Origin of the sequence: Streptomyces sp. LUP47B (assembly GCF_001746295.1) — a bacterium.
Classification (GTDB): Bacteria; Actinomycetota; Actinomycetes; order Streptomycetales; family Streptomycetaceae; genus Streptomyces.
In genome coordinates this window covers 15,869-40,363 of sequence record NZ_MJAH01000028.1, presented here as the reverse complement: position 1 = coordinate 40,363, position 24,495 = coordinate 15,869, and the positions used below count along the sequence as shown (strand labels likewise).

Annotated in this window: 20 protein-coding genes and 1 tRNA gene; 15 read left to right on the top strand and 6 right to left on the bottom strand. The window is 69.4% G+C overall.

Annotation, left to right across the window (positions count from 1 at the left end):
• Positions 1 to 178 precede the first annotated feature (178 nt).
• The 5 genes from BFN33_RS46150 to BFN33_RS46130 all read left to right on the top strand — a co-directional run bounded on the left by BFN33_RS46150 (position 179) and on the right by BFN33_RS46130 (position 9,557).
• Entirely contained in the window at positions 179 to 2,338 is a 2,160-nt protein-coding gene (locus BFN33_RS46150; RefSeq protein WP_069766219.1) for a DEAD/DEAH box helicase, read from the top strand.
• A 182-nt stretch (positions 2,339 to 2,520) separates the two neighbouring features.
• Positions 2,521 to 4,641 carry a VCBS repeat-containing protein gene (locus tag BFN33_RS46145; RefSeq protein ID WP_069766218.1) on the top strand — a complete coding sequence of 707 codons (2,121 nt, stop codon included), beginning with the start codon at positions 2,521 to 2,523 and terminating at the stop codon, positions 4,639 to 4,641.
• 8 nt (positions 4,642 to 4,649) lie between these two features.
• Positions 4,650 to 7,781 (top strand): FG-GAP-like repeat-containing protein, encoded by a 3,132-nt coding sequence (locus BFN33_RS46140; RefSeq protein WP_141758074.1) that lies wholly within the window; start codon positions 4,650 to 4,652, stop codon positions 7,779 to 7,781.
• Positions 7,782 to 7,844: 63 nt separating this feature from the next.
• A complete protein-coding gene (locus BFN33_RS46135) occupies positions 7,845 to 9,386 on the top strand; it encodes an amino acid permease (RefSeq protein ID WP_069766216.1) in 1,542 nt (513 codons plus the stop codon).
• A gap of 98 nt (positions 9,387 to 9,484) precedes the next feature.
• Positions 9,485 to 9,557, top strand: a tRNA-Lys gene (locus BFN33_RS46130).
• 439 nt (positions 9,558 to 9,996) lie between these two features.
• Here BFN33_RS46130 and BFN33_RS50955 read toward each other — a convergent pair.
• The 3 genes from BFN33_RS50955 to BFN33_RS46115 form a co-directional block, all read right to left on the bottom strand.
• Positions 9,997 to 11,766, bottom strand: coding sequence for a NaeI family type II restriction endonuclease (locus BFN33_RS50955; protein ID WP_176742645.1), 1,770 nt, complete (start codon positions 11,764 to 11,766; stop codon positions 9,997 to 9,999).
• A gap of 1,034 nt (positions 11,767 to 12,800) precedes the next feature.
• On the bottom strand, positions 12,801 to 13,469 hold the full coding sequence (locus BFN33_RS46120; RefSeq protein WP_069766214.1) for a bifunctional 2-polyprenyl-6-hydroxyphenol methylase/3-demethylubiquinol 3-O-methyltransferase UbiG: 669 nt from the start codon (positions 13,467 to 13,469) through the stop codon (positions 12,801 to 12,803).
• 77 nt (positions 13,470 to 13,546) lie between these two features.
• Positions 13,547 to 14,011 carry a hypothetical protein gene (locus tag BFN33_RS46115; RefSeq protein WP_079141384.1) on the bottom strand — a complete coding sequence of 155 codons (465 nt, stop codon included), beginning with the start codon at positions 14,009 to 14,011 and terminating at the stop codon, positions 13,547 to 13,549.
• Between the two features lie 687 nt (positions 14,012 to 14,698).
• Here BFN33_RS46115 and BFN33_RS46105 point away from each other — a divergent pair.
• From BFN33_RS46105 to BFN33_RS46070, 8 genes are all read left to right on the top strand, one after another.
• Complete coding sequence (locus BFN33_RS46105; protein WP_069766240.1) at positions 14,699 to 14,959, top strand: hypothetical protein; 261 nt, start codon at positions 14,699 to 14,701, stop codon at positions 14,957 to 14,959.
• The gene (locus BFN33_RS46100; RefSeq protein ID WP_069766212.1) at positions 14,931 to 15,458 is read left to right on the top strand and encodes a DUF6879 family protein; all 528 of its coding nucleotides are present in this window, start codon (positions 14,931 to 14,933) and stop codon (positions 15,456 to 15,458) included. The genes BFN33_RS46105 and BFN33_RS46100 overlap by 29 nt, the downstream gene beginning before the upstream one ends.
• Positions 15,459 to 15,482: 24 nt before the next feature.
• Entirely contained in the window at positions 15,483 to 16,334 is an 852-nt protein-coding gene (locus BFN33_RS46095; RefSeq protein WP_069766211.1) for a helix-turn-helix transcriptional regulator, read from the top strand.
• A gap of 356 nt (positions 16,335 to 16,690) precedes the next feature.
• Positions 16,691 to 16,894 (top strand): cold-shock protein, encoded by a 204-nt coding sequence (locus BFN33_RS46090; protein WP_018529187.1) that lies wholly within the window; start codon positions 16,691 to 16,693, stop codon positions 16,892 to 16,894.
• A 217-nt stretch (positions 16,895 to 17,111) separates the two neighbouring features.
• Positions 17,112 to 18,590, top strand: a complete 1,479-nt coding sequence (locus BFN33_RS46085; protein WP_069766210.1) for a DEAD/DEAH box helicase — start codon at positions 17,112 to 17,114, stop codon at positions 18,588 to 18,590.
• Positions 18,591 to 18,841: 251 nt separating this feature from the next.
• Positions 18,842 to 19,141, top strand: a complete 300-nt coding sequence (locus tag BFN33_RS46080) for a CBS domain-containing protein (RefSeq protein ID WP_069766209.1) — start codon at positions 18,842 to 18,844, stop codon at positions 19,139 to 19,141.
• 59 nt (positions 19,142 to 19,200) lie between these two features.
• Complete coding sequence (locus BFN33_RS46075; RefSeq protein ID WP_069766208.1) at positions 19,201 to 19,515, top strand: SCO5918 family protein; 315 nt, start codon at positions 19,201 to 19,203, stop codon at positions 19,513 to 19,515.
• Positions 19,516 to 19,731: 216 nt separating this feature from the next.
• On the top strand, positions 19,732 to 19,935 hold the full coding sequence (locus BFN33_RS46070) for a cold-shock protein (protein WP_069766207.1): 204 nt from the start codon (positions 19,732 to 19,734) through the stop codon (positions 19,933 to 19,935).
• 247 nt (positions 19,936 to 20,182) lie between these two features.
• On the opposite strand, the gene BFN33_RS46065 is transcribed toward BFN33_RS46070, so the two are convergent.
• Positions 20,183 to 21,310, bottom strand: coding sequence for a dihydrofolate reductase family protein (locus tag BFN33_RS46065; protein WP_069766206.1), 1,128 nt, complete (start codon positions 21,308 to 21,310; stop codon positions 20,183 to 20,185).
• A 69-nt stretch (positions 21,311 to 21,379) separates the two neighbouring features.
• On the opposite strand from BFN33_RS46065, the gene BFN33_RS46060 reads away from it, so the two are divergent.
• Both BFN33_RS46060 and ribA read left to right on the top strand, forming a co-directional pair.
• Positions 21,380 to 21,889 (top strand): MarR family winged helix-turn-helix transcriptional regulator, encoded by a 510-nt coding sequence (locus tag BFN33_RS46060; RefSeq protein WP_069766205.1) that lies wholly within the window; start codon positions 21,380 to 21,382, stop codon positions 21,887 to 21,889.
• A 124-nt stretch (positions 21,890 to 22,013) separates the two neighbouring features.
• Positions 22,014 to 22,649 carry a GTP cyclohydrolase II gene (gene ribA, locus BFN33_RS46055; protein WP_069766204.1) on the top strand — a complete coding sequence of 212 codons (636 nt, stop codon included), beginning with the start codon at positions 22,014 to 22,016 and terminating at the stop codon, positions 22,647 to 22,649.
• A gap of 3 nt (positions 22,650 to 22,652) precedes the next feature.
• On the opposite strand, the gene BFN33_RS46050 is transcribed toward ribA, so the two are convergent.
• Both BFN33_RS46050 and BFN33_RS46045 read right to left on the bottom strand, forming a co-directional pair.
• Positions 22,653 to 23,303, bottom strand: coding sequence for a response regulator transcription factor (locus tag BFN33_RS46050; RefSeq protein WP_069766203.1), 651 nt, complete (start codon positions 23,301 to 23,303; stop codon positions 22,653 to 22,655).
• The gene (locus BFN33_RS46045; protein ID WP_069766202.1) at positions 23,291 to 24,442 is read right to left on the bottom strand and encodes a histidine kinase; all 1,152 of its coding nucleotides are present in this window, start codon (positions 24,440 to 24,442) and stop codon (positions 23,291 to 23,293) included. The genes BFN33_RS46050 and BFN33_RS46045 overlap by 13 nt, the downstream gene beginning before the upstream one ends.
• Positions 24,443 to 24,495 lie beyond the last annotated feature (53 nt).

Here is a 24,495-nt window from a genome sequence, read left to right as displayed (position 1 = left end):
GGGGCGATGGGTGCGTATGGTTATAGATCGTTTGATCATTTGCCCGGCGCCAAAGCAGAAGAGCGCCGCGTGGCGCGTTCTCTCCCTTACCGTGGCTGACCGCATAGAGGCGGTCGTATTGCGAATCACGGAGTTGACGGGCGCGTGCCGACGAGACTCCGGAAGGTTTCGCATACGCATGTCCATTTCCAGTACTGATCACGTCGTCGTGCCCGAGAACGAGGGCACGGAGGACGTCACCGAGGCCACCGCCGAAGTCACCTTCGCGAGCCTCGGTCTTCCCGAGGGCGTGGTGCGCAAGCTCGCCCAGAACGGCGTGACCGCCCCCTTCCCGATCCAGGCCGCGACCATCCCGGACGCCCTGGCCGGCAAGGACATCCTCGGCCGTGGCCGCACCGGCTCCGGCAAGACCCTCTCCTTCGGTCTGCCGACCCTGGCCCGCCTCTCCGGCGGCCGCACGGAGAAGCACAAGCCGCGCGCCGTCATCCTCACCCCGACCCGTGAGCTCGCGATGCAGGTCGCGGACGCTCTCCAGCCCTACGGCGACGTCCTCGGCCTCAAGATGAAGGTCGTCTGCGGCGGTACGTCCATGAGCAACCAGATCTACGCCCTGGAGCGCGGTGTCGACGTGCTCGTCGCCACTCCGGGCCGGCTGCGTGACCTCATCAACCGCGGCGCCTGCTCCCTGCAGGACATCGAGGTCGCCGTCATCGACGAGGCCGACCAGATGTCCGACCTGGGCTTCCTGCCCGAGGTCACCGAGCTGCTCGACCAGGTCCCGGCCGGCGGCCAGCGGATGCTGTTCTCGGCCACGATGGAGAACGAGATCTCCACCCTGGTCAAGCGCTACCTGAGCAACCCGGTCACGCATGAGGTCGACAGCGCCCAGGGCAACGTGACGACCATGTCGCACCACATCCTGATCGTGAAGCCCAAGGACAAGGCGCCGGTCACCGCGGCCATCGCCTCCCGCAAGGGCCGCACCATCATCTTCGTCCGCACGCAGCTGGGCGCCGACCGCATCGCCGAGCAGCTGTGCGACTCCGGTGTGAAGGCCGACGCGCTGCACGGCGGTATGACGCAGGGCGCACGCACCCGGGTGCTGGAGGACTTCAAGAAGGGCTACGTCAACGCGCTCGTCGCGACCGACGTCGCCGCCCGTGGCATCCACGTCGACGGCATCGACCTCGTCCTGAACGTCGACCCCGCCGGTGACCACAAGGACTACCTGCACCGCGCCGGCCGTACCGCTCGCGCGGGCCGCACCGGCACGGTCGTCTCCCTGTCCCTGCCGCACCAGCGCCGGCAGATCTTCCGGCAGATGGAGGACGCGGGCGTCGACGCCGGGCGTCACATCATCAACTCCGGTACGGCCTTCGAGCCCGAGGTCGCCGAGATCACCGGCGCCCGTTCGATGACCGAGGTCCAGTCCGAGTCCGCGGCCAACGCGGCTCAGCAGGCCGAGCGCGAGGTCGCCCAGCTCACCAAGGAGCTGGAGCGGGCGCAGCGCCGCGCGACCGAGCTGCGCGAGGAGGCCGACCGCCTGGTGGCCCGTGCCGCCCGCGAGCGCGGTGAGGACCCGGAGTCGGCGGTGGCCGAGGCGCAGGCCGTGGTGGCCGAGGCAGCGGCGTCGGCGGTGGCCGAGGCCGTGGCCGCCGAGCAGCCCGCCGAGCGTCCCGCGTACGAGCAGCCGCGTCAGCGCCGTGACGAGCGGGGCAACTACGAGCGTCGTGACGACCGTCGGGACGACCGTGGTGGCCGTTCCTTCGAGCGTCGTGACGACCGTGGCGGCTTCAACCGTGACCGCCGGGACGGCGAGCGGGGCGGGTTCCGCCGTGACGACCGTGGTGGCCGTTCCTTCGAGCGTCGTGACGACCGCTCCTCGGGTGGCTTCAACCGTGACCGTCGTGACGACCGCCCCACCGGCGGCGGTTTCAACCGTGACCGTCGTGACGAGCGTCCCTCGGGTGGCTTCCGCCGCGACGACCGCTCCTCGGGTGGCTTCAACCGTGACCGTCGTGACGACCGCCCCACCGGCGGCGGTTTCAACCGTGACCGTCGGGACGAGCGTCCCTCGGGCGGCTTCCGCCGCGACGACCGCCCCACCGGCGGTGGCTTCAACCGCGACCGCCGCGACGAGCGTCCGTCCACCCACCGGGGCAGCGACCGTCCCTTCAACCGTGACCGTCAGGGCGACCGCCCCACCGGCGGTTTCCGCTCCGGCGGCCACGACCGCCCCTCCGGCCGTCGTGACGACCACCGCGGCACCGGGACCGGCACCGGCACCGGCTCCTTCGGCCGCCGTGACGACAAGCCGCGCTGGAAGCGCAACGGCTGACACACCGTGAGCTGAGGAGGGCCCGTACGACTTCGGTCGTGCGGGCCCTTTTCGTATCCCTATTCGACTACCGAACCCTGTGGGGCAGTTGTTAACATCCGTTGATCGCGTGACGGAGTGTGGCCGAGGGGGACGTCAAGGCCTGCCGCCGCGCCTTTTCTGACTTCCCTGGGGAGGGACCCTTGACCCGGCGTGCCCGGATCGCACTCACTCTTGCCTCGCTGGCCGCTCTGAGCGCCGGCACCCTGACGTCCGCGGGCCCGGCCGCCGCGGACACCGCCCCGACGCCGATCGCCACGGACGGCGTGTGGGGCATCGACTACGCGGGCGGCTATCTGACCAGCGTGGAGAACACGCCGAGCGGCTACCAGTGGGTGGTCGGCCGACAGGTCTCCGCCGACGGTTCCACGGTGCTGGACAAGACCTCCCGCGGATACGCGGACACCTACGCGGGCGGCAGCCATGTGCAGCGGGTGTCGTGCGACGCGGGCGCGGAGGGCTGCGTGCCGATGCGGTCCTTCGGGAACACATATGTCGGCTACTTCATGGACGACGGCACCGGCAAGCAGGTGGCGCAGATCCACCTGACCGAGAACTCGCTCAGCGGCACCGACGAGCCGACCGTCACCGGTGGCCGTTTCGTCGACGCCACTGGCCGCTACTACGTCTACAACGCGGCTTCCACAGGCAAGCAGTACGTCGACGCGGTGGCCGCCTACCGCACTGCAGACGTGCGCAAGACCCGCTCGGTGACCGCCGCCTCCGTATGGGGCTCGGCCCTGTGGACGCCGGGCTCCGGCAACGGCGTCGTCACGCAGTACGACCTGGAGGGGAAGAAGACGGTCGCGACCGTCTCCACCGGGGCCCCCTGCACCGTCAAGGAGCTCCAGGTCATCGGCCGCTGGATCTACTGGAACTGCGGCCCGACGGGCGCGGCGGGCGTGTACGACCGTACGGCGAAGAAGAACATCAAGGTCCCGTCGGGTCCCGCGCTCGTCGGTGACGGTTACCTCGTCCAGCACGACCGGAGCGCCGGCAAGCTGATGCTGACGGACTATCACTCCGGTACGGCCGCCGCCGCGCGCGCGATCGCCGACCTGCCGACCGGGAACACCGCCGACCAGCGGCGGCTGACCTGGACGGTGGACAAGTTCGGCGGCGACATCGCGTACGTCGGCGCGGACAAGGCGATCCAGATCGTGCAGAGCGGGGTGCCGGCGCAGTCGCTGGCCAAGATCGAGTCGGATGTGGCCGGTGACTCGGTGGACGTGAAGGGCCGCAACGGCGTCGAATACTGGGGCAGCTACTGGCAGTTGAACAAGCCAGCCGACTGGACCTTCACCGTGAAGGACGCGCAGGGCCACACCGAGCGCACCATCACGGGCCACGGTGCCCACATCCAGGTGGACTGGGATCTGAAGACGGACTCAGGCGCTTACCTCTACAACGGCCCCAAGAGCTGGAGCCTGAAGGCGGCTGCCGAGGACGGCGGCGGCACGTACACCACGGGCGGCTCGATCGGGTACAACGGTGGCCGCCAGGGCTTCCACGACCAGGGGTACTACAGCTACGGAGAGCTGGTCACGCTCAACTCCTCGGGTGCTCTGAGCCTCCAGTACACGACTGGCAAGGGCAAGTTCGACTTCAAGAAGTCTGGTTCCGGCTGGCCTGTCGGCACTGTGGCCGTGCCCTTCGGCGACATGGGCTCCGACCGCTGCGCCGAGATGCTGGTCCGCATGCCGAACGGCGAGCTACGGCGCTACGCGGGCCGGTGCGGTGAGCCGTACGCCCCGTCGAGCAGCCACACCTCCCTCGGCACCGGCTGGAACGCGTACAACGTCCTCACCGCGCCCGGCGACCTGACCGGTGACGGCCGTACCGATCTGCTGGCCCGCAAGGCCTCGACCGGGGACGTCTATCTCTTCGCCAACGACGGGGCGAGCAAGCTCAAGCCGGGTGTGAAGATCCGCAGCTGGGCGACGTACAAGAAGATCGTCGGCGCCGGCGACCTCAACGGCGACGGCTTCGGTGACGTCCTGGTGCAGGACAGGGCCGGGACGCTGTGGCGTTACGACGGCACCGGCACCGGCCAGGTCAAGGAGCGGGTGAAGGTCTTCTCCAACTGGGGGACCTCGTACAACGTGGTCGTCGGCGTCGGGGACATCACCGGGGACGGGAAGAACGACCTCGTCTCCCGGGACACCGGCGGCAACCTGTACCGCAACAACGGCAACGGCAAGGGGTCGTTCGGCGCGCGCACGAAGATCGCCACCGGCTGGCAGGCCTACAAGGGGATCTTCTGATGCGGAACATGATCAGAACCGGCGCCGCGGCCGGCATCCTGGCGCTGGGCCTCGGGCTCACTCCGGTCCTCGCCGCACCGGCTGTCGCGGACACCCCGGGACAGCTCGACATCACGCCCAACTGGCGTGCCGTGCCCCGCGAGGACTCGCTGGGCTCCTTCGGCGCGACCGGGTTCGTGCACTCGCCCGAGGACGCCGACCCGAGCTTCGGGCAGGAGTTCGAGTGGACCCGGTTCGACACCGGACAGACCACGACCCTGCTCGGCTACGGCAACAACGAGGACGCCGGTTTCGCCGAGTTCGGCGCCGAGTCGGACTACGTGGCCCATCACTACCTGGGCTGGATCGACATCCAGAACATGGCGGACGGCACCACGCACCGGTTCGACGTGCCCTACGGTTCCGGTGACCTCTTCAGCGGCCTGCTCGGCTCCACCGTCCTGGTGCAGGACTACACGGACAACGACCTCCAGACAGTGGACAGTTGGTACCTGCTGCCCGCCGACAACCCGGTCGCCGACGCCCGGCTCACCGTCACCGGCTGGCCCGAGGGAACGGACCTCAAGCAGGTCCGGCTGGTCGCGGGCGACGCCCGCGAGGCGGTCGTACGATTCGCCACCTCGGCCGCCGACGCGGAGAACGGCCGCTACGACCGGCTCGGTCTGATCGACCTGAAGACCGGACAGTTGCGCACGCTCGACGCGAGTACCGGCTGGTCCCCGTATGTCGCGCTCGCCGGTGACGACCTGCTCTGGGTCGATCCCGACCGGGTGGCCCACGTGCGCTCCCGCACTGACCTGGACGCACCCGAGCGGACCTTCCCGGTCTCCTCCGACCTGGACATCTCCAAGATCGGACTGCTCGACGGCTGGCTGCTGGCCTTCACTCAGGCCGACGGCACCGACGCGGCACTGAAGCGGAACCTGGTCGCGCTCTCGTTCGACGGGCAGCGCCGGGCCCTGCTGGAGAAGGCCGACAAGGAGGCCGTACAGATCGCGGGCGGCGGTGTCGCGGTGATCGGCGGGACCTCGTCGGCGGACTGGTATGTCCAGAAGGTCACCGTCGGCGCGGACGGCCTGCCGCGGCTGGAGAAGGTGCGGCGGCTGGACCCGGTCGCGGCGGGGGTGGACGCGATCGCGCTGAGCGCGGGCACCCTGTCCACCGTGGAGAAGGAGGGCCCGCAGGGCGCCGGCTTCTACAACCGCACCCTCAGCCCCGCCCAGGCGCCCACCTCCGCGTCCGACCCCGTGTACGTAGGACGGGAGAGCGGGCGGTCGTACGACTACACGGTCTGCGGTCAGATGACCTGCACCCAGCTCCTCAACAGCGGTGACGGGCGCACGGTCTACCAGGTCCGCAACTACCAGTCGAGCCCCGCCCAGGTCGAGATCGTCGGCCGCCGCGGACCCGACCGGGCGGACCGCGCCCTGACCGGGAACTCCGACGGACGGCTCACCGAGGCCACCGGTCGGTACGCCGTCTACCAGAGCGGCCGGCCGACGGTCCCCGGGTACCCGGTGGACGACGGGGTGACGATCGTCGTCGACCTCGACACCGGCTCGGTGGTCGACCAGCGGCCGGAGACCGGCGCGACCGTGTGGGGCGGCACCCTCTACGCGGCCACGGCGACGGCCGGTACGGTCGCCCGCAAGGACCTCGTCACGGGCAAGGACACCGGAACCCTCGACACGGGCGCGCCCTGCGTTCCCGTCGAGCTGCAGAGCGCCGGGCCTTGGCTGTACTGGACGTGCGAGCAGTTCCAGCAGCACGGCGTGGTCAACGTGAAGACCGGCGAGAAGATCGCGCTGCCCGCCGGCCGGGGCGGCCTGCTCGGCGACGGCTACTTCGTCAACCAGCGCTACACCGGTTCGAGCCTGCGCCTGACCGCTTTCCAGAGCGGCGGCACCGCCGTCACCCATGACCTCGGCATCCCGATGCCGACCGACGGCAGCGACACCCGCCGCCGTACCTGGGCCGTGGACCGGTTCGGCGGCGGCCTCGCCTACGTCGACAAGGCGAACCTCGTCCACGTGGTGCCGAGCGGCGTGCCCGCTTCACCTCTGGCCGCGACCGGGTCCGCCACGCCGACCGCATTCAAGGCGGCGGACACCTGGAAGGCGTCCTGGCAGCTGTCCAAGCCGGCCGCCTCGTGGAAGCTGACGCTCAAGGCGGCGGACGGCACAGTGGTCCGCACCCTCGGCGGAGGCGAGTCCCGCGACTCCGTCACCGCCGCGTGGGACGGCAGAACCACCGCGGGTGCGTACGCCCCGAACGGGACGTACACCTGGACGCTCACCGCCCAGCCCGCCGACGGCCAGGGCACGCCCCTGACCGCGACCGGCAGGGCGGCGCTCTCCGGCGGCGCGGCCGTGCGCCACGACCACGCGGGCGACGACGGGTTCGGTGACCTGCTCACCCTCAACTCCTCGGGCACGCTGACCTTCCAGCAGGGCACGGGCAAGGGGACGTTCTCGGGGAAGGTGAGCGGCAACGGATGGCCGACGAGCGCCAAGTTCGTCTCTTTCGGTGATCTGAGTGGTGACCGGTGCAACGACGTGCTCGTACGGCTGAGCAGCGGGGCCCTGCGGCTGTACAAGCCGGGGTGCGGCAAGGCGGTGACGCCGTCGACGTCGTACACCTCGCTGGGGGCCGGCGGCTGGAACCAGTACGACGTGCTGACCTCGGCCGGGGATCTCACCAAGGACGGCCGTCCGGACCTGATCGCGCGGAACGCCTCCACCGGGGCCGTGTACCTCTACAAGGGGACGAGCACGGGCAAGCTGTCGGCGCGGGTGAAGCTGTACGACAACTGGAAGACGTACAAGAAGGTCGTGGGTGCCGGGGACCTGAACGGCGACGGCATCGGGGATCTGCTCGCGCAGGACAAGTCGAACAACCTTTACCGGTACTACGGCAAGGGCAACGGCACGTTCACGGCGCGGGTGAAGGTGTTCACCAACTGGGGCGGGTCGTACAACGTCGTGGTCGGGGTCGGGGACATCACCGGGGACGGCAGGGCCGACCTGGTCTCCCGGGACAGCGGCGGGAACGTCTGGCGCAACAACGGGGACGGCAAGGGGTCGTTCGGGGCGCGGACGAAGATCGCGAGTGGATGGCAGGGATACAAGGGCCTTTTCTAGAAAGGCTCTTCTCAGCCAAGTTGTGACGTGTGTCACGCCCCCGGGATGGGAATCGCTGGGGGCATGACAGATGACATAGCGAGCGGGCCTTCGGAGCTGTCCGATGAAGAACGGCTTGCCCAGCTCGGCTACACGCAGGTCCTGGCCCGCCGCATGTCGGCGTTCTCCAACTACGCGGTCTCCTTCACGATCATCTCGGTCCTGTCGGGGTGCCTGACCCTCTACCTCTTCGGCATGAACACGGGCGGCCCGGCCGTGATCACCTGGGGCTGGGTCGCCGTAGGCCTGATGACGCTGTTCGTCGGCCTGTCGATGGCCGAGATCTGTTCGGCGTACCCGACGTCCGCGGGACTGTACTTCTGGGCGCACCGCCTGGCCCCGCCCCGGACCGCGGCCGCCTGGGCGTGGTTCACGGGCTGGTTCAACGTGCTCGGCCAGGTGGCGGTGACGGCGGGCATCGACTTCGGTGCGGCGTCCTTCCTCGGGGCCTATCTGAACCTGCAGTTCGACTTCGAGGTGACGCCCGGCCGGACCGTGCTGCTGTTCGCCGCGATCCTGATCCTGCACGGTCTGCTGAACACCTTCGGCGTGCGGATCGTGGCCCTGCTGAACAGCGTGAGCGTGTGGTGGCACGTGGTCGGTGTGGCGGTGATCGTGGGAGCCCTCACCTTCGCCCCGGACCACCACCAGTCGGCGTCCTTCGTCTTCGGCAAGTTCGTGAACAACACCGGCTGGGGCAGCGGCTTCTACGTGGTCCTGCTCGGCCTCCTGATGGCCCAGTACACCTTCACCGGTTACGACGCCTCGGCCCACATGACCGAGGAGACCCACGACGCGTCCACGGCGGGCCCGAAGGGCATCGTCCAGTCGATCTGGACGTCGTGGATTGCGGGCTTCGTCCTGCTCCTGGGCTTCACCTTCGCGATCCAGTCGTACGACGGTGCCCTGAACTCCCCGACGGGCGCGCCGCCGGCCCAGATCCTCCTCGACGCGCTCGGCGCCACGGCCGGCAAACTCCTGCTGCTGGTCGTCATCGGCGCCCAGCTGTTCTGCGGGATGGCCTCGGTGACCGCCAACAGCCGCATGATCTACGCCTTCTCACGCGACGGCGCGCTGCCGTTCTCGCACCTGTGGCACACGGTGAGCCCCCGCACCCGGACCCCGGTGGCGGCGGTGTGGCTGGCGGTGGCGGGGGCACTGCTGCTCGGGCTGCCGTACCTGATCAACTACACGGCCTATGCGGCGGTGACGTCCGTCGCGGTGATCGGGCTGTACATCGCGTACGTCATCCCGACTCTGCTGCGCCTGCGCAAGGGCGAGGCCTTCCAGCGGGGGCCGTGGCACCTGGGCCGCTGGTCCCGCGCGATCGGCGTGGTCTCGGTGGCGTGGGTCGCCGTCATCACGATCCTCTTCATGCTCCCGCAGGTCTCCCCGGTCACCTGGGAGACCTTCAACTACGCCCCGATCGCCGTCCTGGTCGTCCTCGGCTTCGCCTGGACCTGGTGGATGGCCTCGGCCCGCCACTGGTTCCTGAACCCCGATCACGAACGCACCCGGGCCCGCGAGGCGGCTCGCGCGAACACCCCCGAACCGGTCGATCCCTGACCTTCCACCCCGCTTCACCGCCTCGACGTGGCCGTGTCTCCGATACCCGATCGGAGACACGGCCACGTCCCGCTATGCTCGGGGAGGCAACATCGCCTGGGCCCTTAGCTCAATTGGCAGAGCAGTGGACTTTTAATCCATTGGTTGTGGGTTCGAGTCCCACAGGGCCTACGGCTGCGGGGGAGGGGTTACCCCTCCTGACCTGCGGTGCAGCGCTCGGGGTCGGCTTCGGTCGGGTCGGGCGCTGCTTCGGTTCCGGGGACTTGCGTGAGCGATGCGTGAGCGGATGTTCGAGCAGGGTCAGGAGGGATGCGTTCGGCGCGGCCACTGACATCATCGGCGACACTCAGTTTTTCCCAGTCTGGCGCCGTCCTGTTCCATCTAGCGTATGAGCGCGAGACGTGCGCGATGGTGGTACAAGGGGGCGGTCGTGGATTCACAAGCGAAGAAGGTCGTCGTACTGACCGCGCTGCCCCTGGAGTATCGGGCGATGCGCCGCTTGCTTGAGGAGCCGAGGCGGGTCGACCACGCTGGCACTATCTTCGAGTGTAGGACCTTTCGCTGATCAGGCCGTAGAGCATGTGTAGTCCCCGACTATGGGCCGCGCTGGTCAGGTGAGAGCGGCTGCGGGCAGGGCAACCTTTGGGTCGCCCGGGCGGGCCACGCACCACGGGTTGCCGTTGAGCGCGATCGTGGGGCTGCCGTCTTGTTGGGGTGGTGCCGGGGCGAGCCGAACGCTCACCCAGGTGCTGGGCGCAGGGACGGGTAGGCCGAGACCCAAGGCCCGTTCGATGTCCAAGGGGCGAGTGCCGTTCAGGACGAGTACGCCCTGCTCGGCAAGCCTGCGCCGTGCCTCCCGCGCTCGCTTGACGCCATCAGCCTGCATGGTGACGGCGGAAAGGTCCGCAGTGGTGACCGGAGTTAGTTGGGCTCTCAAGAAGAGCTCCTCGATTCGGGCCTGCCCCGAGGTCTTGGCGAAGATCGCGTTCACCACGTCGACAGGCAACCGACGCAGGGCATGATCGGGCAGGCGAAGGTCGTGGGCAATCCAGTGGATCGCGTTCCGGCCCTGCGCGCTCAGCCCGCGTTTCCCGTCGCGGTTGGAACCTGCGCGCATCAACTCGGACCTGACCCGGAGAAGGCCGATACTCCATAGTCCACTGGCGTCGTCCGCGCGCACGACCAAGCACAGGCCGCCCTGAAGCTCAGGCGCGAAGTTCCAGTTGTTGCCGAGGGAGAACTTCACGTCCACCTCGTGCCCGGCCACCGTGAAGTCCAGAAGCAGTCCATCGGCGAGGCCCAACTCACGCTGCATCCGCTGATGTACGGCGGCGCCGAAACCCACCCTCTCGACCTTGGTGAGTTGGGACCACAGGTAGCGGCCGGTGTGCACCGGGTCGAGTAGGTGGCGTCCGGCGCCATCGATCACGGACCCCATTCGGCTTCCGTCCGGGTCCAGGCGCACCATCTCCGCCATGACCTCGGCCAGTTCGGGATCCTGCTCCAGTGTCCGAACGCGCTCGTGTGTCTGTCGTTCCAACGAGGACACCGCCCCATGTTGTGCCTCCCGCTCGACAGGTGCGGCAGTCGCGTTCGGCGCTACTCGGCCGGTTCGGCGGGTGGGGGCTTCATCCAGAGCTATCCGGTCGACGGGATCGGTACGAGTCGTCGGCCACTCCGGAGGTCCAGCGGGGGCAGAGCTTGGGAAGTCCGTGGGACCTGCGGAGTCCGGTGCATGGGCAGCGAGGAGGTCCTCCGTCTCGGCTGGGCGGCGTTGTGCTGCTCGATTGGTCTCGTCTCGTTCGGCCTTGGCTGTTGTGAGCTGAGCCTGTAGCTCAGTCTGTGCCATTTCGGAGTCTGCCCTGAACGGGCCTTCGGATGTACGGGTTGATGTGTCTGAGCCCTCGGGGCGCCCCAGGGCTCCGAACACCAGCAACATAGTCACCAGCGCGCGTGACTGGGCGGATTCTTTCTCAGCCTCGGCAGCCGTCTGGAGGGCGGCAGCGAGTTGGGCTTGGACATTGATCAACTCGCGTTGGACCCGAACCAGTTCGGCCATCGAGCCGCCGTCGTCCGGTGCCATCACCGGCTCCGGCGCTTCCGCTTCGGCATCCTCCGACCAAGCTTGGCGTAGCAGGGAGTTGGCCTGATCCCTGAGAGCCTTGGTACGTCGGTCATCGGGGACGCAGACCCCGATGACGGCTTCGACCAGACGGCGTTCGTTCTTCAACCCGACACCGCTCAGCTTGCGGTACAGCGTCGACCGGGCTGGCAGCTGGCCCTTGAAGTGGCCACCATTCTTCAGCAGTTCGTGGACGTCCTCCACGGAGAGCCGCGCTTGTGTGCGTATGTCCAGTAGGAGCAGTACCAGCGCGTCCATGGGTTCCGAACCCGTCGACGGCGGTACAACCGGCCGTCCACTGCCTAGTGGTGGGGGTGCCATGCCGCTTCTACTCCTCTCGGTAAGGTGCTTATTTTCTCCGGTAGAACCGAGAAAAGCTAGTTGATGAAGACCTCAAGAGGAAAGCTGATCACCACAGCCCGAACCGAGAGGATTCCTACCCATGCGCCGTCCCACCCCGCTCCGACGCACCCCTGCCCTGGACCTCGTTGCCTTCGGCATGGTGCTTGCGACAGGGGTCACGCTGGTGGCCTTGGGGCTGTCTCCGGAGTCCCTTGCCGCCGTGACTATCGCCCTGGCGGGTTTGTACTCGGCATGGCGCACGGGTCGGCCGCCCGCTGGAACGGATGGGCGCCAAGAGGGGGCCCGATCCGGTGACAGGGGTCCGGAAGAGGGGAGGACGGAGCGACTCAGGAGTGAGGCCCCTGAGGAGGAGAACGTTGGGTAGGCATCCCCGGGGCCAGCGCCGGCGCGCTGCCCAGCAGGTCAATCGACGCGACTGGCTGGCTGTTCTCTATCCGTTCGCGTGGTCGGTCCGATTCGAACGGGGTGCTGGATCGAGTGAGTTGGCCGGTGCGGGGGCATGACGGAAGGGCCTCTTGGTAGCTCGCGGTTGTCGAGTCCAGCGTGCAGCGACAGGCCCTGTTGTCGAAGTGTCGCGTGGGCGTGGTTGCCGGGTCCAGTCCGGCCACTCGTGGGTGTGACTGTCTCGCGAACAGGTTCGCGGACGCGGCCGACCGGCCGGATCGCCGGCCCCGGTACGGCTGCCGAGTGGGCGCTCGCGCGGGATCTGTTGCCGGTGCCCGGCGGCTGGCGGGCGGCCGGAGGGCCACTGCCACCGGCACCTGCGACTTTCCGCTCTGGCCGCGCGTGTACGCGTTCTTCGCCCGCTGGCGGGACACGGGACTGGTGGCCGAACTGCACGACCGGCTACGCGGAGCCGTCCGCGAAACTGAGATGTCACGAGGAGGAGCCAACTGTGGGCGTGGTGGACTCCCAGTCCACTGCAGCTGTCAGGTGCCGGCCTGGACGATGAGTGTGCCCACCGTGCGCGGGCCGGGCGGAGCGGCCAGTACCTGCGCGCGCACGTCCGTGTAGCCGTACCGGTGGAGCAGTTGCTTCCACACCTCCGGCTGGTAGTCCCAGCGCTTCACGACGAGCGGGTCCTCGTCGGAGCCGCGCGGAATGTACGACGCCTGGCAGCCGTAGCAGCCCTCGACAGGGGGCCGCTGGGAGAAGACGAATCGGCCACCCGGGCGAAGTCGCTCACGGATGGCGGGCAGCAGTAGCGCCGGGTCGGTGAACCAGGCGACGCCGTACACCGAATACACAGCATCGAAGCCATCCAGGTCCTCCTGCAGGAAACGGATCGCCTCAGCGCGGAGCAGCTCCAGTCCCGACATCTGCCCCCACCGCTCGCGCGCCGCGGCCAGCTGCCTGGGCGAGACGTCGACACCGACGGCGCGCATCCCTAGGGCGGCCAGGTGCGCGGCGTTGCCGCCCTTGCCGCAGCCGAGATCCAAGACCCGGCCGCCGCCTGGAAGCTCGAGGAGTTCGGCGCCAGGGCCGTGGTCTTCGTACTGGGTCCAGTTGAACCAGGTCGTCTCGCCGCGGGCGTTCGTTCGCCGGCGCTCGGGCCTCTGTCGTGCGTAGGTGTCCCAGGCGACCGCCGTGTCTGTCACTGCCTGCTCCGCTCCTAGGGCCAGCCGCCCGGTACGAGACCGGACGGCTGTAGTGTCCTACATCTTGTGCCGGTGTGTCAGCCGCTCTTCGGGCTGTCGTGGCATCCGGCGTGGCACTGGTTGCAGTCAGCGGTGGACTGCCAGAGTTCGGCGTCGACTGTGTACCCGGCGGCCTGGATCGCGCTCACGGTCCGCTCGCGCGCTGCCGCTGCGCCGCCCGGCATCTGCTCGTCCTCGTCGGTGGGGACGTGGTGGACGAACCGGCCGACGGTCTTCTGACAGAAGGCGGCGTAGTCGCCGGTGTGCAGGATGAAGGCGTGCCAGCCGTAGTCGACCAGCTCGCTCGGTACGAGGGAGTGGCCGGGCTGCCGGCCGGAGGTGGCGATGAACGCGGCGGCCTGGCCGACGATGCGGCGCGCGGTCTCGTCGGTGATCTCCGGGTGGTCGGTGGTGACGCGGCGGACGAGCCGGTTCGTCACTTCGGGGTCAACGATGGTGGTCGGGTCGGTGGTGCCCACGGGACGTTCCAACGCAATGGTCACGTGTTCCTCCTGTTGTGGACGGTTGCCCTCGGGGTTGAGGGCCGTGCCCCGCCCGTCGTGGGGGACGGACGGGAGATGGTGGGGACGACGGCGCATTCGGGGCAGGCGTAGACCTGGATGTCGAGGACATGGGCGCCTTGTGCGCTGCGTGATACGCCCGCGCTCATGGCGCCGCGCCACAGGGCTTTGCCGCACCAGCAGCAGGCCGCCCGGAGTACTGCTCGTAGGACAGGCCCGTAGGGGGCGGCGGCTCGGGTTTCCAGCTCACGGCCGGTCGGCGAGCGGCGCCAGGTCGTAGGCCTCACGGCACGGCCGACAGGCGAAGCAGTTCCCTCCGGGACCGGACCCCTGCTCATGCATTTGGATCAGCCGGACACCCTGGGCGTGGCCCTGGTGCCATGCGCACCAGCCGTAGCCGGTGGGGGTGTTCGTGATATCGGCTGCCTGCGCAGGCTCGGCCATGTCGACTCCAACCAGTCGGCCACCCCCGGAGCCGTTCGCGCGGCTGTCGGGTTCTTACGTATCTCCCGAACGCTAGGAGGGGCAATGTGCACCCGGCCAGTAATGTGCAGATCTTTGCAAGGTGCCTTCTAGCGCGGGTGATTGACCCGTTCGCATCCTTGACCGGCACCTCCACCTGCGTGATGGTGGCGCAAAGGACTGCACATCGTGTGGACGGAGACAGGCGTGCCGCTACGGTTCATCGGGATCGACCCCGACACGAAGACAGCAGACTCACCCACCGTGTGGGTCGACCAGGAGAAGCAGGAACTCGTCCTCCAGGGATGGAAGCCAGGCCCCGAACTCGAAGCAGAGTGCTCGGCATTCGAGGTACCGGGGCATGCCGTCGGGATCCCGGACGGCGAGGCCGTGATCCGGATCCCCGCCAGGATGGTGCAGATGATCAGGGAGGCGTGTGATGCCGTCGAGCGAGTCGACGATCGCTGAGCTCATGGCGGACTGCACGCGCTCTGCCGTGCACCTCGAGATGCGGGACCACTACGGAGTCGCCGAAGAGGCCGACGACTTCCGGGCCTGGCTGGAAACCGGCCGCCTCGACACCGACCCCGCCTCGCCGGACTGGGCACCCTGGGTCGGCCTCGTCTCCCAGGTCCGCAGCCGCGGCGTCGCCGTGCGGCGCGCCCGCATCGTGTCCGAGCCCGTCTCCGACTACATCCGCTACGAGCATGCCTCCACCGTCGTGAACCTGCTGGCGGGCGAAGACGTCCGCTGGCTGCCCCGCCGCCGCGCCTCAGACCTCGCCCTCCCGGGCAACGACTTCTGGCTCTTCGACGACCAGGTGATCCGCTGGGGATACTTCTCCGGCAACGGGGCCATGATCGGCCACGAGACGTCCGACGACCCCGCCGCCGCGAAGCTGTGCTCGGAGGCGTTCGCTGCAGTCTGGGATCGCTCGATCCCCCATGACCAGTACGACATCCACTGACCAGAAAGCACCGGCCGCCAGCCCATGCCTGCCTCGCCGTCCTCCTCTGCCCAGGCCGCACGCGAAGCCATAGCCCACCGGCTGCGCGACCTCCGCAAGGAAGCCGGCCTGACGGTCGTGCAGCTGGCTGCCGCGTGTGGCTGGCACTACTCGAAGACGTCCCGCATCGAGAACGCCCTCACCGGCCCATCGGCAACCGACATCCGCCGATGGTGCGCCGCCACACAGGCCGACGACCAGGCGCAGGACCTCGTCGTCCAGTCCATCAACGCCGAGTCGATGTACCGGCAGTGGCGCGACCAGGTCCGTTCCGGTCTGCGGCACCTCCAGGAAAGCCGAGTGCAACTCTTCCGCGCGACGGAGTCCCACCGCATGTACTCGGCCGGCCTCGTCCCGGGCCTCCTCCAGACGGAGGGGTACGCGCTCGCCGTCCTCGGAATCGCCGCGAGCGTTCACGGCCTGGACGTCGACGACAGCGCCCAGGCCGCACGCGCCCGCGTCGAGCGCTCCCGCATCGTCCACGAGCAGGGCCACCGCTTCGTCGTCGTCATCGAAGAGCCGGTGCTGTACTGCCAGATCGCCGACCCGGACGCGATGGCCGCTCAGCTCGGCTACCTCCTCACCGCCGGCGCACTGCCCGCGGTGTCCCTCGGCATCATCCCCATGACGATCCGGCGCACGCACTGGCCGGAGGAGACCTTCCACATCTACGACGACCGGCTTGTGTCCGTCGAACTCGTGTCCGCCGAAGTGAGCGTGACCCAGCCCGGCGAAGTCGCTGAGTACTTGGAGACGTTCGACCGACTGCGGACCATGGCCGTGTACGGCGTCGACGCCCGCGCCCTGATCCTTCGCGCCATCGAAGCCCTGCACTGACCCTGGACGCACGAGGCCCATGCAGGCCGCCACCAGCATCTCCGCCTCGCACCGCGAAGTCGGGCGGCGGCTGAGCGAGATGCACCCAGGCCGCCCGTCGCACAGGCCGGTGCACCCCGATGCAGGGGGACTTGGCCGTCTGGCCAGGACCCCTGCGCGGGACCGCGTCCGCCGTCAGTGACTGGGCGTCTGCGCTCCGAATTATTCAATAGCTGTGCCCGTGAGGTGAGATTTCAGCCGAACATGCGGACAGGTTCTCTGACGTTAAAAGCAGAGCAGGAATCCTTACCGCACACAAACCGCTGCGGCGTGCTACTGTCGATCTCAGTTGCAGGTGTGTTTGAAGGAGATATGGCATGGCTTCCGGTACGGTGAAATGGTTCAACGCAGAAAAGGGCTTCGGCTTCATCGAGCAGGACGGTGGCGGCGCTGACGTGTTCGCCCACTACTCGAACATCGCCGCCCAAGGCTTCCGGGAGCTGCTCGAGGGCCAGAAGGTGACCTTCGACATCGCGCAGGGCCAGAAGGGCCCGACGGCCGAGAACATCGTTCCCGCCTGACGCTCACCCGCACTTGCAGCTGGGGCCCGCATCCTTCGGGGTGCGGGCCCCAGCTGCTCGCATTTCCGGCGTTTCCCGCAGTGATTTTCCCTGCCCGTACGAATTTACCGTCGGCCAGATTCGCCGTCGCGTTCCACCGGCCTTTTCTTGCAATTCACCGTGCCGCTCATCGCTGCGGGAATTCCTTGATACGTGCCGCAATCGAGGAAGGTTCCGCATGAACCGCACACGTACGAACGACCGCTTCGCCCGCACCCGTAACGGCAGTGCCGACTCCGGAAGGGGTGGCGGCCGGTTCGGTTCGCCGGCCCCGCGCCGGTCCGGTGGTCAGGGCCGCCGACCCGCCGCGGTACAGGGGGAGTTCGCCCTTCCCAAGTCCGTCACCCCCGCGCTTCCCGCCGTGGAGGCCTTCGCCGACCTCGACATGCCCGGGGAACTGCTCGCAGCGCTCGGCTCGGAGGGCGTGACCGTACCGTTCCCGATCCAGGCGGCGACCCTGCCCAACTCCCTGGCCGGCCGGGACGTCCTCGGCCGCGGCCGCACCGGCTCCGGCAAGACCCTCGCCTTCGGGCTGGCGCTGCTGGCCCGTACGGCCGGTCGGCGCGCCGAGGCCAGGCAGCCGCTCGGGCTGATTCTCGTACCGACGCGTGAGTTGGCCCAGCAGGTCACCGATGCACTCACCCCGTACGCCCGTTCCGTGAGGCTGCGGCTCGCCACGGTCGTGGGCGGGATGTCGATCGGCCGGCAGGCGAGCGCGCTGCGCGGGGGCGCCGAGGTCGTCGTCGCCACCCCGGGGCGCCTCAAGGACCTCATCGACCGCGGCGACTGCCGGCTGGACCAGGTCTCCATCACCGTTCTGGACGAGGCCGACCAGATGGCCGACATGGGCTTCATGCCCCAGGTCACCGCGCTGCTCGACCAGGTCCGCCCCGGCGGCCAGCGCATGCTGTTCTCCGCCACCCTCGACCGCAACGTCGACCTGCTCGTGCGCCGTTACCTCAGCGACCCCGTCGTGCACTCCGTCGATCCCTCGGCGGGCGCGGTCACGACGATGGAGCACCACGTGCTGCATGTCCACGGCGCCGACAAGCACACGGCCACCACCGAGATCGCCGCCCGCGACGGCCGGGTGATCATGTTCCTCGACACCAAGCACGCCGTCGACCGCCTCACCGAGCACCTCCTGCACAGCGGTGTCCGCGCCGCGGCCCTGCACGGCGGCAAGTCCCAGCCGCAGCGCACCCGCACGCTGACGCAGTTCAAGTCCGGGCACGTCAACGTGCTGGTGGCGACCAACGTCGCGGCGCGCGGGATCCACGTCGACAACCTCGACCTCGTCGTCAACGTCGACCCGCCCACCGACCACAAGGACTACCTGCACCGCGGCGGTCGTACGGCCCGCGCCGGCGAGTCCGGCAGCGTCGTCACCCTGGTCACCCCCAACCAGCGCCGCGACATGAGCCGCCTCATGGTGGCGGCCGGCATCACCCCGCTGACCACCCAGGTCCGCGTCGGTGACGAGGCCCTGCACCGCATCACCGGCGCCCAGGCCCCGTCCGGCATCCCGGTCGTCATCACCGCACCGGTGGTCGAACGCCCCAAGAAGCGCGGCGCCACCTCACGCGGTCGCCGCCGCCCCGCCTCGGCGGCCCGCCGCGGGTCCGTACGGCAGTCTGCCGCCGTTGCGGCGGCCTAGGTCCTCTCGTTTGGATCAGCTCGGCGTCGCGGGGTCTGGCACGCACTCCCCCAGAGGGGGTGCCCCCAGCGGCGTTGTCGTCGGTCGCCGACGCTCCGCGTCGACTCCCTCCTCCGCCTTGCAGTTGCACGCACCAGACCCCGCTCGGGTCGGCCCGCAACGCACCGCCCCTCGTAGCCGACCTGATCCAAACGACAGGCCCTAGCACCTTCGTGATCAGCAAGCCGGCCCATCTCCGCAGGAGGCACCCTTTGACGCTGGTCCAGACGCAGACCCGCCCCATGAGCGCCCGCCCCGGGCACGGCACGCCGACCGACACCAGGGACGTGGCCGGGCCACGGGTCTGGGGGGACATGACCGTCGAGGTGGCGCTGTCCGTGATGGCGGCCGCCCGTACGGGCCGTCTGGTCGTCTGTGACGAGGACGGTCAGCGCGTCGGCCTGGTCACGCGGGCCCAGCTCAACGCCGTTCGCGACGGCCTTGGTTACACGGACCGAATCCGCCTGCGTGACGTCACCGACGGCAACGGGCTCCTCGCCCTGTTCCGCTGACCCGCTTCACCGCTGTCCCGGCTCCGTCTCCCCGTCCCCCCTTCTCCCTGTGAGGCATCATGCGCTGTGTCATCGCCCGCTTCCCGTTCGACCTGACCAAGATCGGCGTGCTGGAATCGATGAAGGGTGTCAAACCCGAACCGGTCACCGGCGAGTCCGTGATCATCGGACGTCGCCACTATCCCCTCAAGCAGGTCGGCCAGGTCATCACCCGTCAGGACCGCCGCGATTTCAGTGCCGGCGAGGTTCTTCGGGCCATGTCCCAGCTCGGCTTCACCTGCCGCGCCCTTCCCGAGGCCGCACCGGCGCACGGCGAAAGCGCGTTGCAGCGGGCCTCCGCACTGCTCGGCAGCGGCACCCCCTTGTCCGTCTGACCGACGGGACAGACGCGACCCGTCAGACCACGCGGCCGTTTCCTATGGTGGCGGCGGGTGCGGACCGGTAGCGTCTGTGCCAGCTGTCGTGGTTCGGAGTTCCCCTTGCCCACGCCTTAGGTGTGGGCGCTTTGCTGTGCTGTGCCGCAGGGACCAGGGCGATCACCTCCGTCTTCCCCACAGGGGGAGGGCGTTCATCGACTGGAAGGCATGACTATGGCTACGGGAACTGTGAAGTGGTTCAACGCGGAGAAGGGCTTCGGCTTCATCGCCCAGGACGGCGGCGGTCCGGACGTCTTCGCGCACTACTCCGCGATCAACTCCTCGGGCTTCCGTGAGCTCCAGGAGGGCCAGACCGTGACGTTCGACGTCGTCCAGGGCCAGAAGGGCCCGCAGGCGGAGAACATCACCACTGCCTGATCTTTCGCGTGACGTTCGGGGCCGCGCGGCGCATGCCGCGCGGCCCCGGCGTTTTTGCGTGACGTTTCTTGGCCACAGCTTGATCAGACGTGTCTCTCCGCTTTGATCCGCCTGGCAGGCGTCCGTCCACAATCCGGCATCCGGTGCGGTCGCCCTGCGCTCCGAGGTGACCGACTCCGCCGGGGACCGTTCGGTGGAGACGATTTACCGGGCGTACGCCATCGGCCGAGACCGGCGGGGCGCGGGGTCACAGCAGGTGGCGGTTGGGAGCCTTCGCACGGTCCTCGTACTCGCCCAGCACCACCACGTTCACGCCCGCTCCTGTGAGCAAACCCGTCCCGTCGGCGCCCGCCACGAAGGTGTCCGGCTCCCGCCACGCCGTCACCACCCGGCGTACTCCCGCGTCCAGGATCAGCCGGGCGCAGGGGAAGGGGCGGGACGCCCGCCGGGTACAGGGCTCCAGGCTCGTGTACACGGTGGCCGTGGCCAGGCGGGGGTCGGCCGGACCGATCTTCGCCAGGGCCGCCTCCTCGGCGTGGACCACCGGATCGCCGGCCTCCCTGGAGTGGCCGCGGGCCAGCTCCGTGCCGTCGGCGGCCACCACCACCGCGCCCACGCTGAACGCCGTCTCCGAGGGCGGGCACAGGGTCGCCAACTCGCAGGCCAGGGAGAGCCAGTGGCGGTCCGCGGGGGACGCCTGCACGCCCGTGCCGGGGGCGGTGGGCTCGTAGCGCATGAGAACCACGTCCTCGATCCGTCGGGACTCCACGAGGCGGAGGCGGCCTGCCTGGTAGGTGCCCGGGCCGAAGAGGCGGGGGGCGTCCGGGGTGCCCACGAAGAGGGGGGCGAGGACCAGCTGCAGCTCGTCCGCCAGGCCCTGCTGGAGAAGCTGGGTGTGGACCCGGCCGCCGCCCTCCACCATCAGACGGTCCACCCCGCGCTCCTCGTGCAGGTGCTCCAGCAGCCGGTGCCAGTCCAGTTCGGGACCGAGGGAGATCACGTCGGCCGCGAGACCCAGGGAGCGGGCCCGCTCCGCGCCCTTGTCCGTCGTACAGAGAAGCTTCTCGCCGCCCGTGTGCCAGAAGTTCGCGGACGGGTCCAGGTCGCCCGAGCCGCTGACCGTGACCTTCAGGGGGTACGGCGGCTTCCCGGCGGCGACCCGGGCCGCGCGGCGTGCCTCGGAGTTCACCAGCAGGCGGGGGTTGTCGGCGCGGATCGTGCCCGCGCCGATGAGGATGGCGTCCACGGAGGCGCGGACCTCGTCGACGCGGTCGAAGTCGGCCGGGCTGGACAGCAGGAGGCGGTCGGGGCCGGTGTCGTCGAGGTATCCGTCGAGGGATACCGCGGCGGAGAGGAGGACGTAGGGGTGGGGCATCGGGGCTGTCCCTCTCGCATACGGATGGCGGGGCTTGGTTAAAGTTTGAAGCAAACCTACACTGGGGACATGACGACCCGCTGGCTCAGCCCCGACGAGCAACGCGCCTGGCGCGCGTACATCGCGGCCGCGTTCCTCCTGGAGGACACCATCGACCGGCAGCTCCAACAGGAGGCCGGTATGCCGCACGTGTACTACTCCATCCTGGCCACCCTCTCCGAGGTGCCGGAGCGACGGCTTCGGATGACCGAGCTCGCCGAGGGTCTGAAGATCACCCGGCCCCGGCTGACGTATGCGGTCGCCCGGCTGGAGAAGGACGGGCTGGTGCGGCGCGAGAGCTGCCAGTGGGACAAGCGCGGCAGCGTCGCGGTCCTCACGGACGAGGGTATGGCGGTGCTGGAACAGGCGGCGCCCGGGCATGTGGAGACGGTCCGTGCCGCGCTCTTCGACCGGCTCACCCCCGAGCAGGTGGGGCAGCTGGAGGAGATCTTCACGAGCGTCACCGAAGGGCTCCTGGGTGAAGGCGGCGGCTCCGAGGTGGTTCCCTGGCGCCGGCGCTCGTCCCCTTCCTGCTCCTGAAAAACGCTCCGCGTGACGAGCGCCATAAATCCATTGCTTCAAATTTAAAGCATGGGGTAGGGTCTCGAATCAGTAGAACTGCTTCAAATCTGAAGCAGGTAGGCCTACGAACCGGAGTACCCGCATGCCCGACCTGCCCGCCGCCACCCAGCGCTCCCGCGTCCGTGTCCCGCTGCGCTTCGGGGACGGCTACCGCGTAGACGCCGAGCTCGTCACCTTCCACGGCCTGACCGACGGCCAGGAGCACCTCGCCGTCGTCCTCGGCGACCCGGGACCCACCCCCCTGGTGCGCCTGCACTCCGAGTGCCTCACCGGCGACGTCTTCGGCTCCGCCCGCTGCGACTGCGGCCCGCAGCTGCGCGAGGCGGTCGAGCGCATCGCCGAGCGCGGCGGCGTCCTGCTCTACCTCCGCCAGGAGGGCCGCGGCATCGGCCTCTACAACAAGCTCGACGCGTACGCCCTTCAGGACCAGGGCCTCGACACCTACGCCGCGAACACCGCGCTGGGCCTGCCCGAGGACGCCCGCGACTACACGGCGGCCGCGCAGATGCTCCGCTCCCTGGGCATCGGGGAGCTGGACCTGCTGTCCAACAACCCCGACAAGGCGGGCCAGTTGCGCGACCTCGGCATCGACGTCCGCGACCGTGTCCCCACCGGCGTCTTCACCACCGCCCACAACGTCCGCTACCTGCGCGCGAAGGTTCTGCAGACCCAGCACACGCTGCCGCTGGGGGAGTTGACCGAGCTCGGCGTCGGATGAGCGTCACCTGGGCGTGTGCGCCAGATACGCCAGTACCGCCAGCACCCTCCGGTGGCCGCTGTCGCTCGGCGGCAGGCCCAGCTTGAGGAAGACGTTGCCGATGTGCTTGCTGACCGAGCGCTCGGTGACGACAAGGGTCTTCGCGATGGTGGTGTTGTCGTGACCCTCGGCCATCAGCTTCAGCACCTCGCGCTCGCGCGGGGTGAGGGAGTCGACGGGGGTGTCGCGGCGGCGGGTGAGCAGTTCGGTGACGACCTCGGGGTCGAGCGCGGTGCCCCCGGCCGCGACCCGCTCCAGCGCGTCGAGGAACTCGTCGACCCGGCCCACCCGGTCCTTCAGCAGGTAGCCGACCCCGCTGCTGCCACCGCCCAGCAGTTCGGCGGCGTACGACTCCTCGACGTACTGCGAGAGCACCAGCACAGGCAGTCCCGGGATCCGCTCGCGCGCCTCGAGGGCGGCCCGCAGCCCCTCGTCGCGGAAGCCGGGCGGCATGCGCACGTCGAGCACCGCCACGTCCGGCCGGTGCTCCAGCACGGCGGGCAGGATGTCCGGGCCGGTGCCGACGACGGCCACCACCTCGTGTCCGGAGGACGTCAGCAGGAGGACGAGCCCCTCTCTCAGGAGGGCGTTGTCCTCGGCGATCACCACACGCACGGCAGCTCCACATCGATCACGGTCGGGCCCCCGGCGGGGCTGGTCACTTCGAAGGTCCCGTCGAGCGCGGCCACCCTGCGCCGCATCCCGATCAGACCCGAACCCGCGGACTCGTCGGCGCCGCCCCGGCCCTCGTCCCGCACCCGCACGGTCAGGCCGCGCCGGGTGCGGGCGAGCCGGACCTCGGCTCGGTCCGCCCCGCTGTACTTGGCCACATTGGTGAGGGACTCGGCGACCACGAAGTAGGCCGCGGCCTCCACCGCCGCCGGCGCCCGGGTGCCCGCGTCCAGACCGCCGTCCTCGACGCCGACCGCGAGCCCGCTGCTCGACGCCAGCGCCCGCACCGCGCCGACGAGACCCCGGTCGGTGAGGATCGGCGGATGGATGCCGCGCACCACCTGCCGCAGCTCCGTCAGCGCCTGTTCGGCCTGGTCCTGGGCGTCGTCCAGCAGCCTTCGGGCGGCGTCGGGGTCACGGTCGTAGGCCCGCTTGGCCAGTCCGATCCGCATGGAGAGCGCCACGAGGTTGGCCTGGGCGCCGTCGTGCAGGTCCCGCTCGATGCGGCGCAGTTCGGCCTCGTGAGCGGCGATGGCGTCGGCCCGGGTCTCCTTCAGCTCCTCGACCCGCCGGGCCAGCCTGGCCTTCGGGGAGGGCATGAGCAGCGCGGTCGACCAACGGGCCTCGGTGTCCGCGAGCCTCACGATCAGCGGCAGGACGACCGGGCCGCGGCGCAGGGCGCCTGCCCACACGCCGTCGACCACCAGGCCGAGGGGCCACAGCGGGAGGGCGAGGGCGAGGAGGGCGCCGTAGAGGTAATAGGAGACCATCCAGCGCAAGTCCCTGAGCGTGCCGGGGTCCCGCACGGAAATCCTCAGCCGCTCGCGGAGCGTGCCGGTCATCGGCGTGTACGCCTCGGGGATCTCCCTGCCCGTCCACAGGGCGGTCAGGTTGCGCTTGGCGCCGGCGATCCGCCGTATCAGCAGTATGGCCTCGGGCAGCAGCCAGCAGCCGACCACGGCGAGCGTGCCGATGGCGGCGATCAGCAGCACGGTGATGAAGATGTACACGCCGAAGCACATCGCCGCGGCCACCACGAGGTGCACGGTCGCCATCGCCGCACGCTGCACCGACTTCCACATGCGGCTCACGCTAGATGACCGGGCCCGGGCGCACGGTGTAGCCCGCTACACCA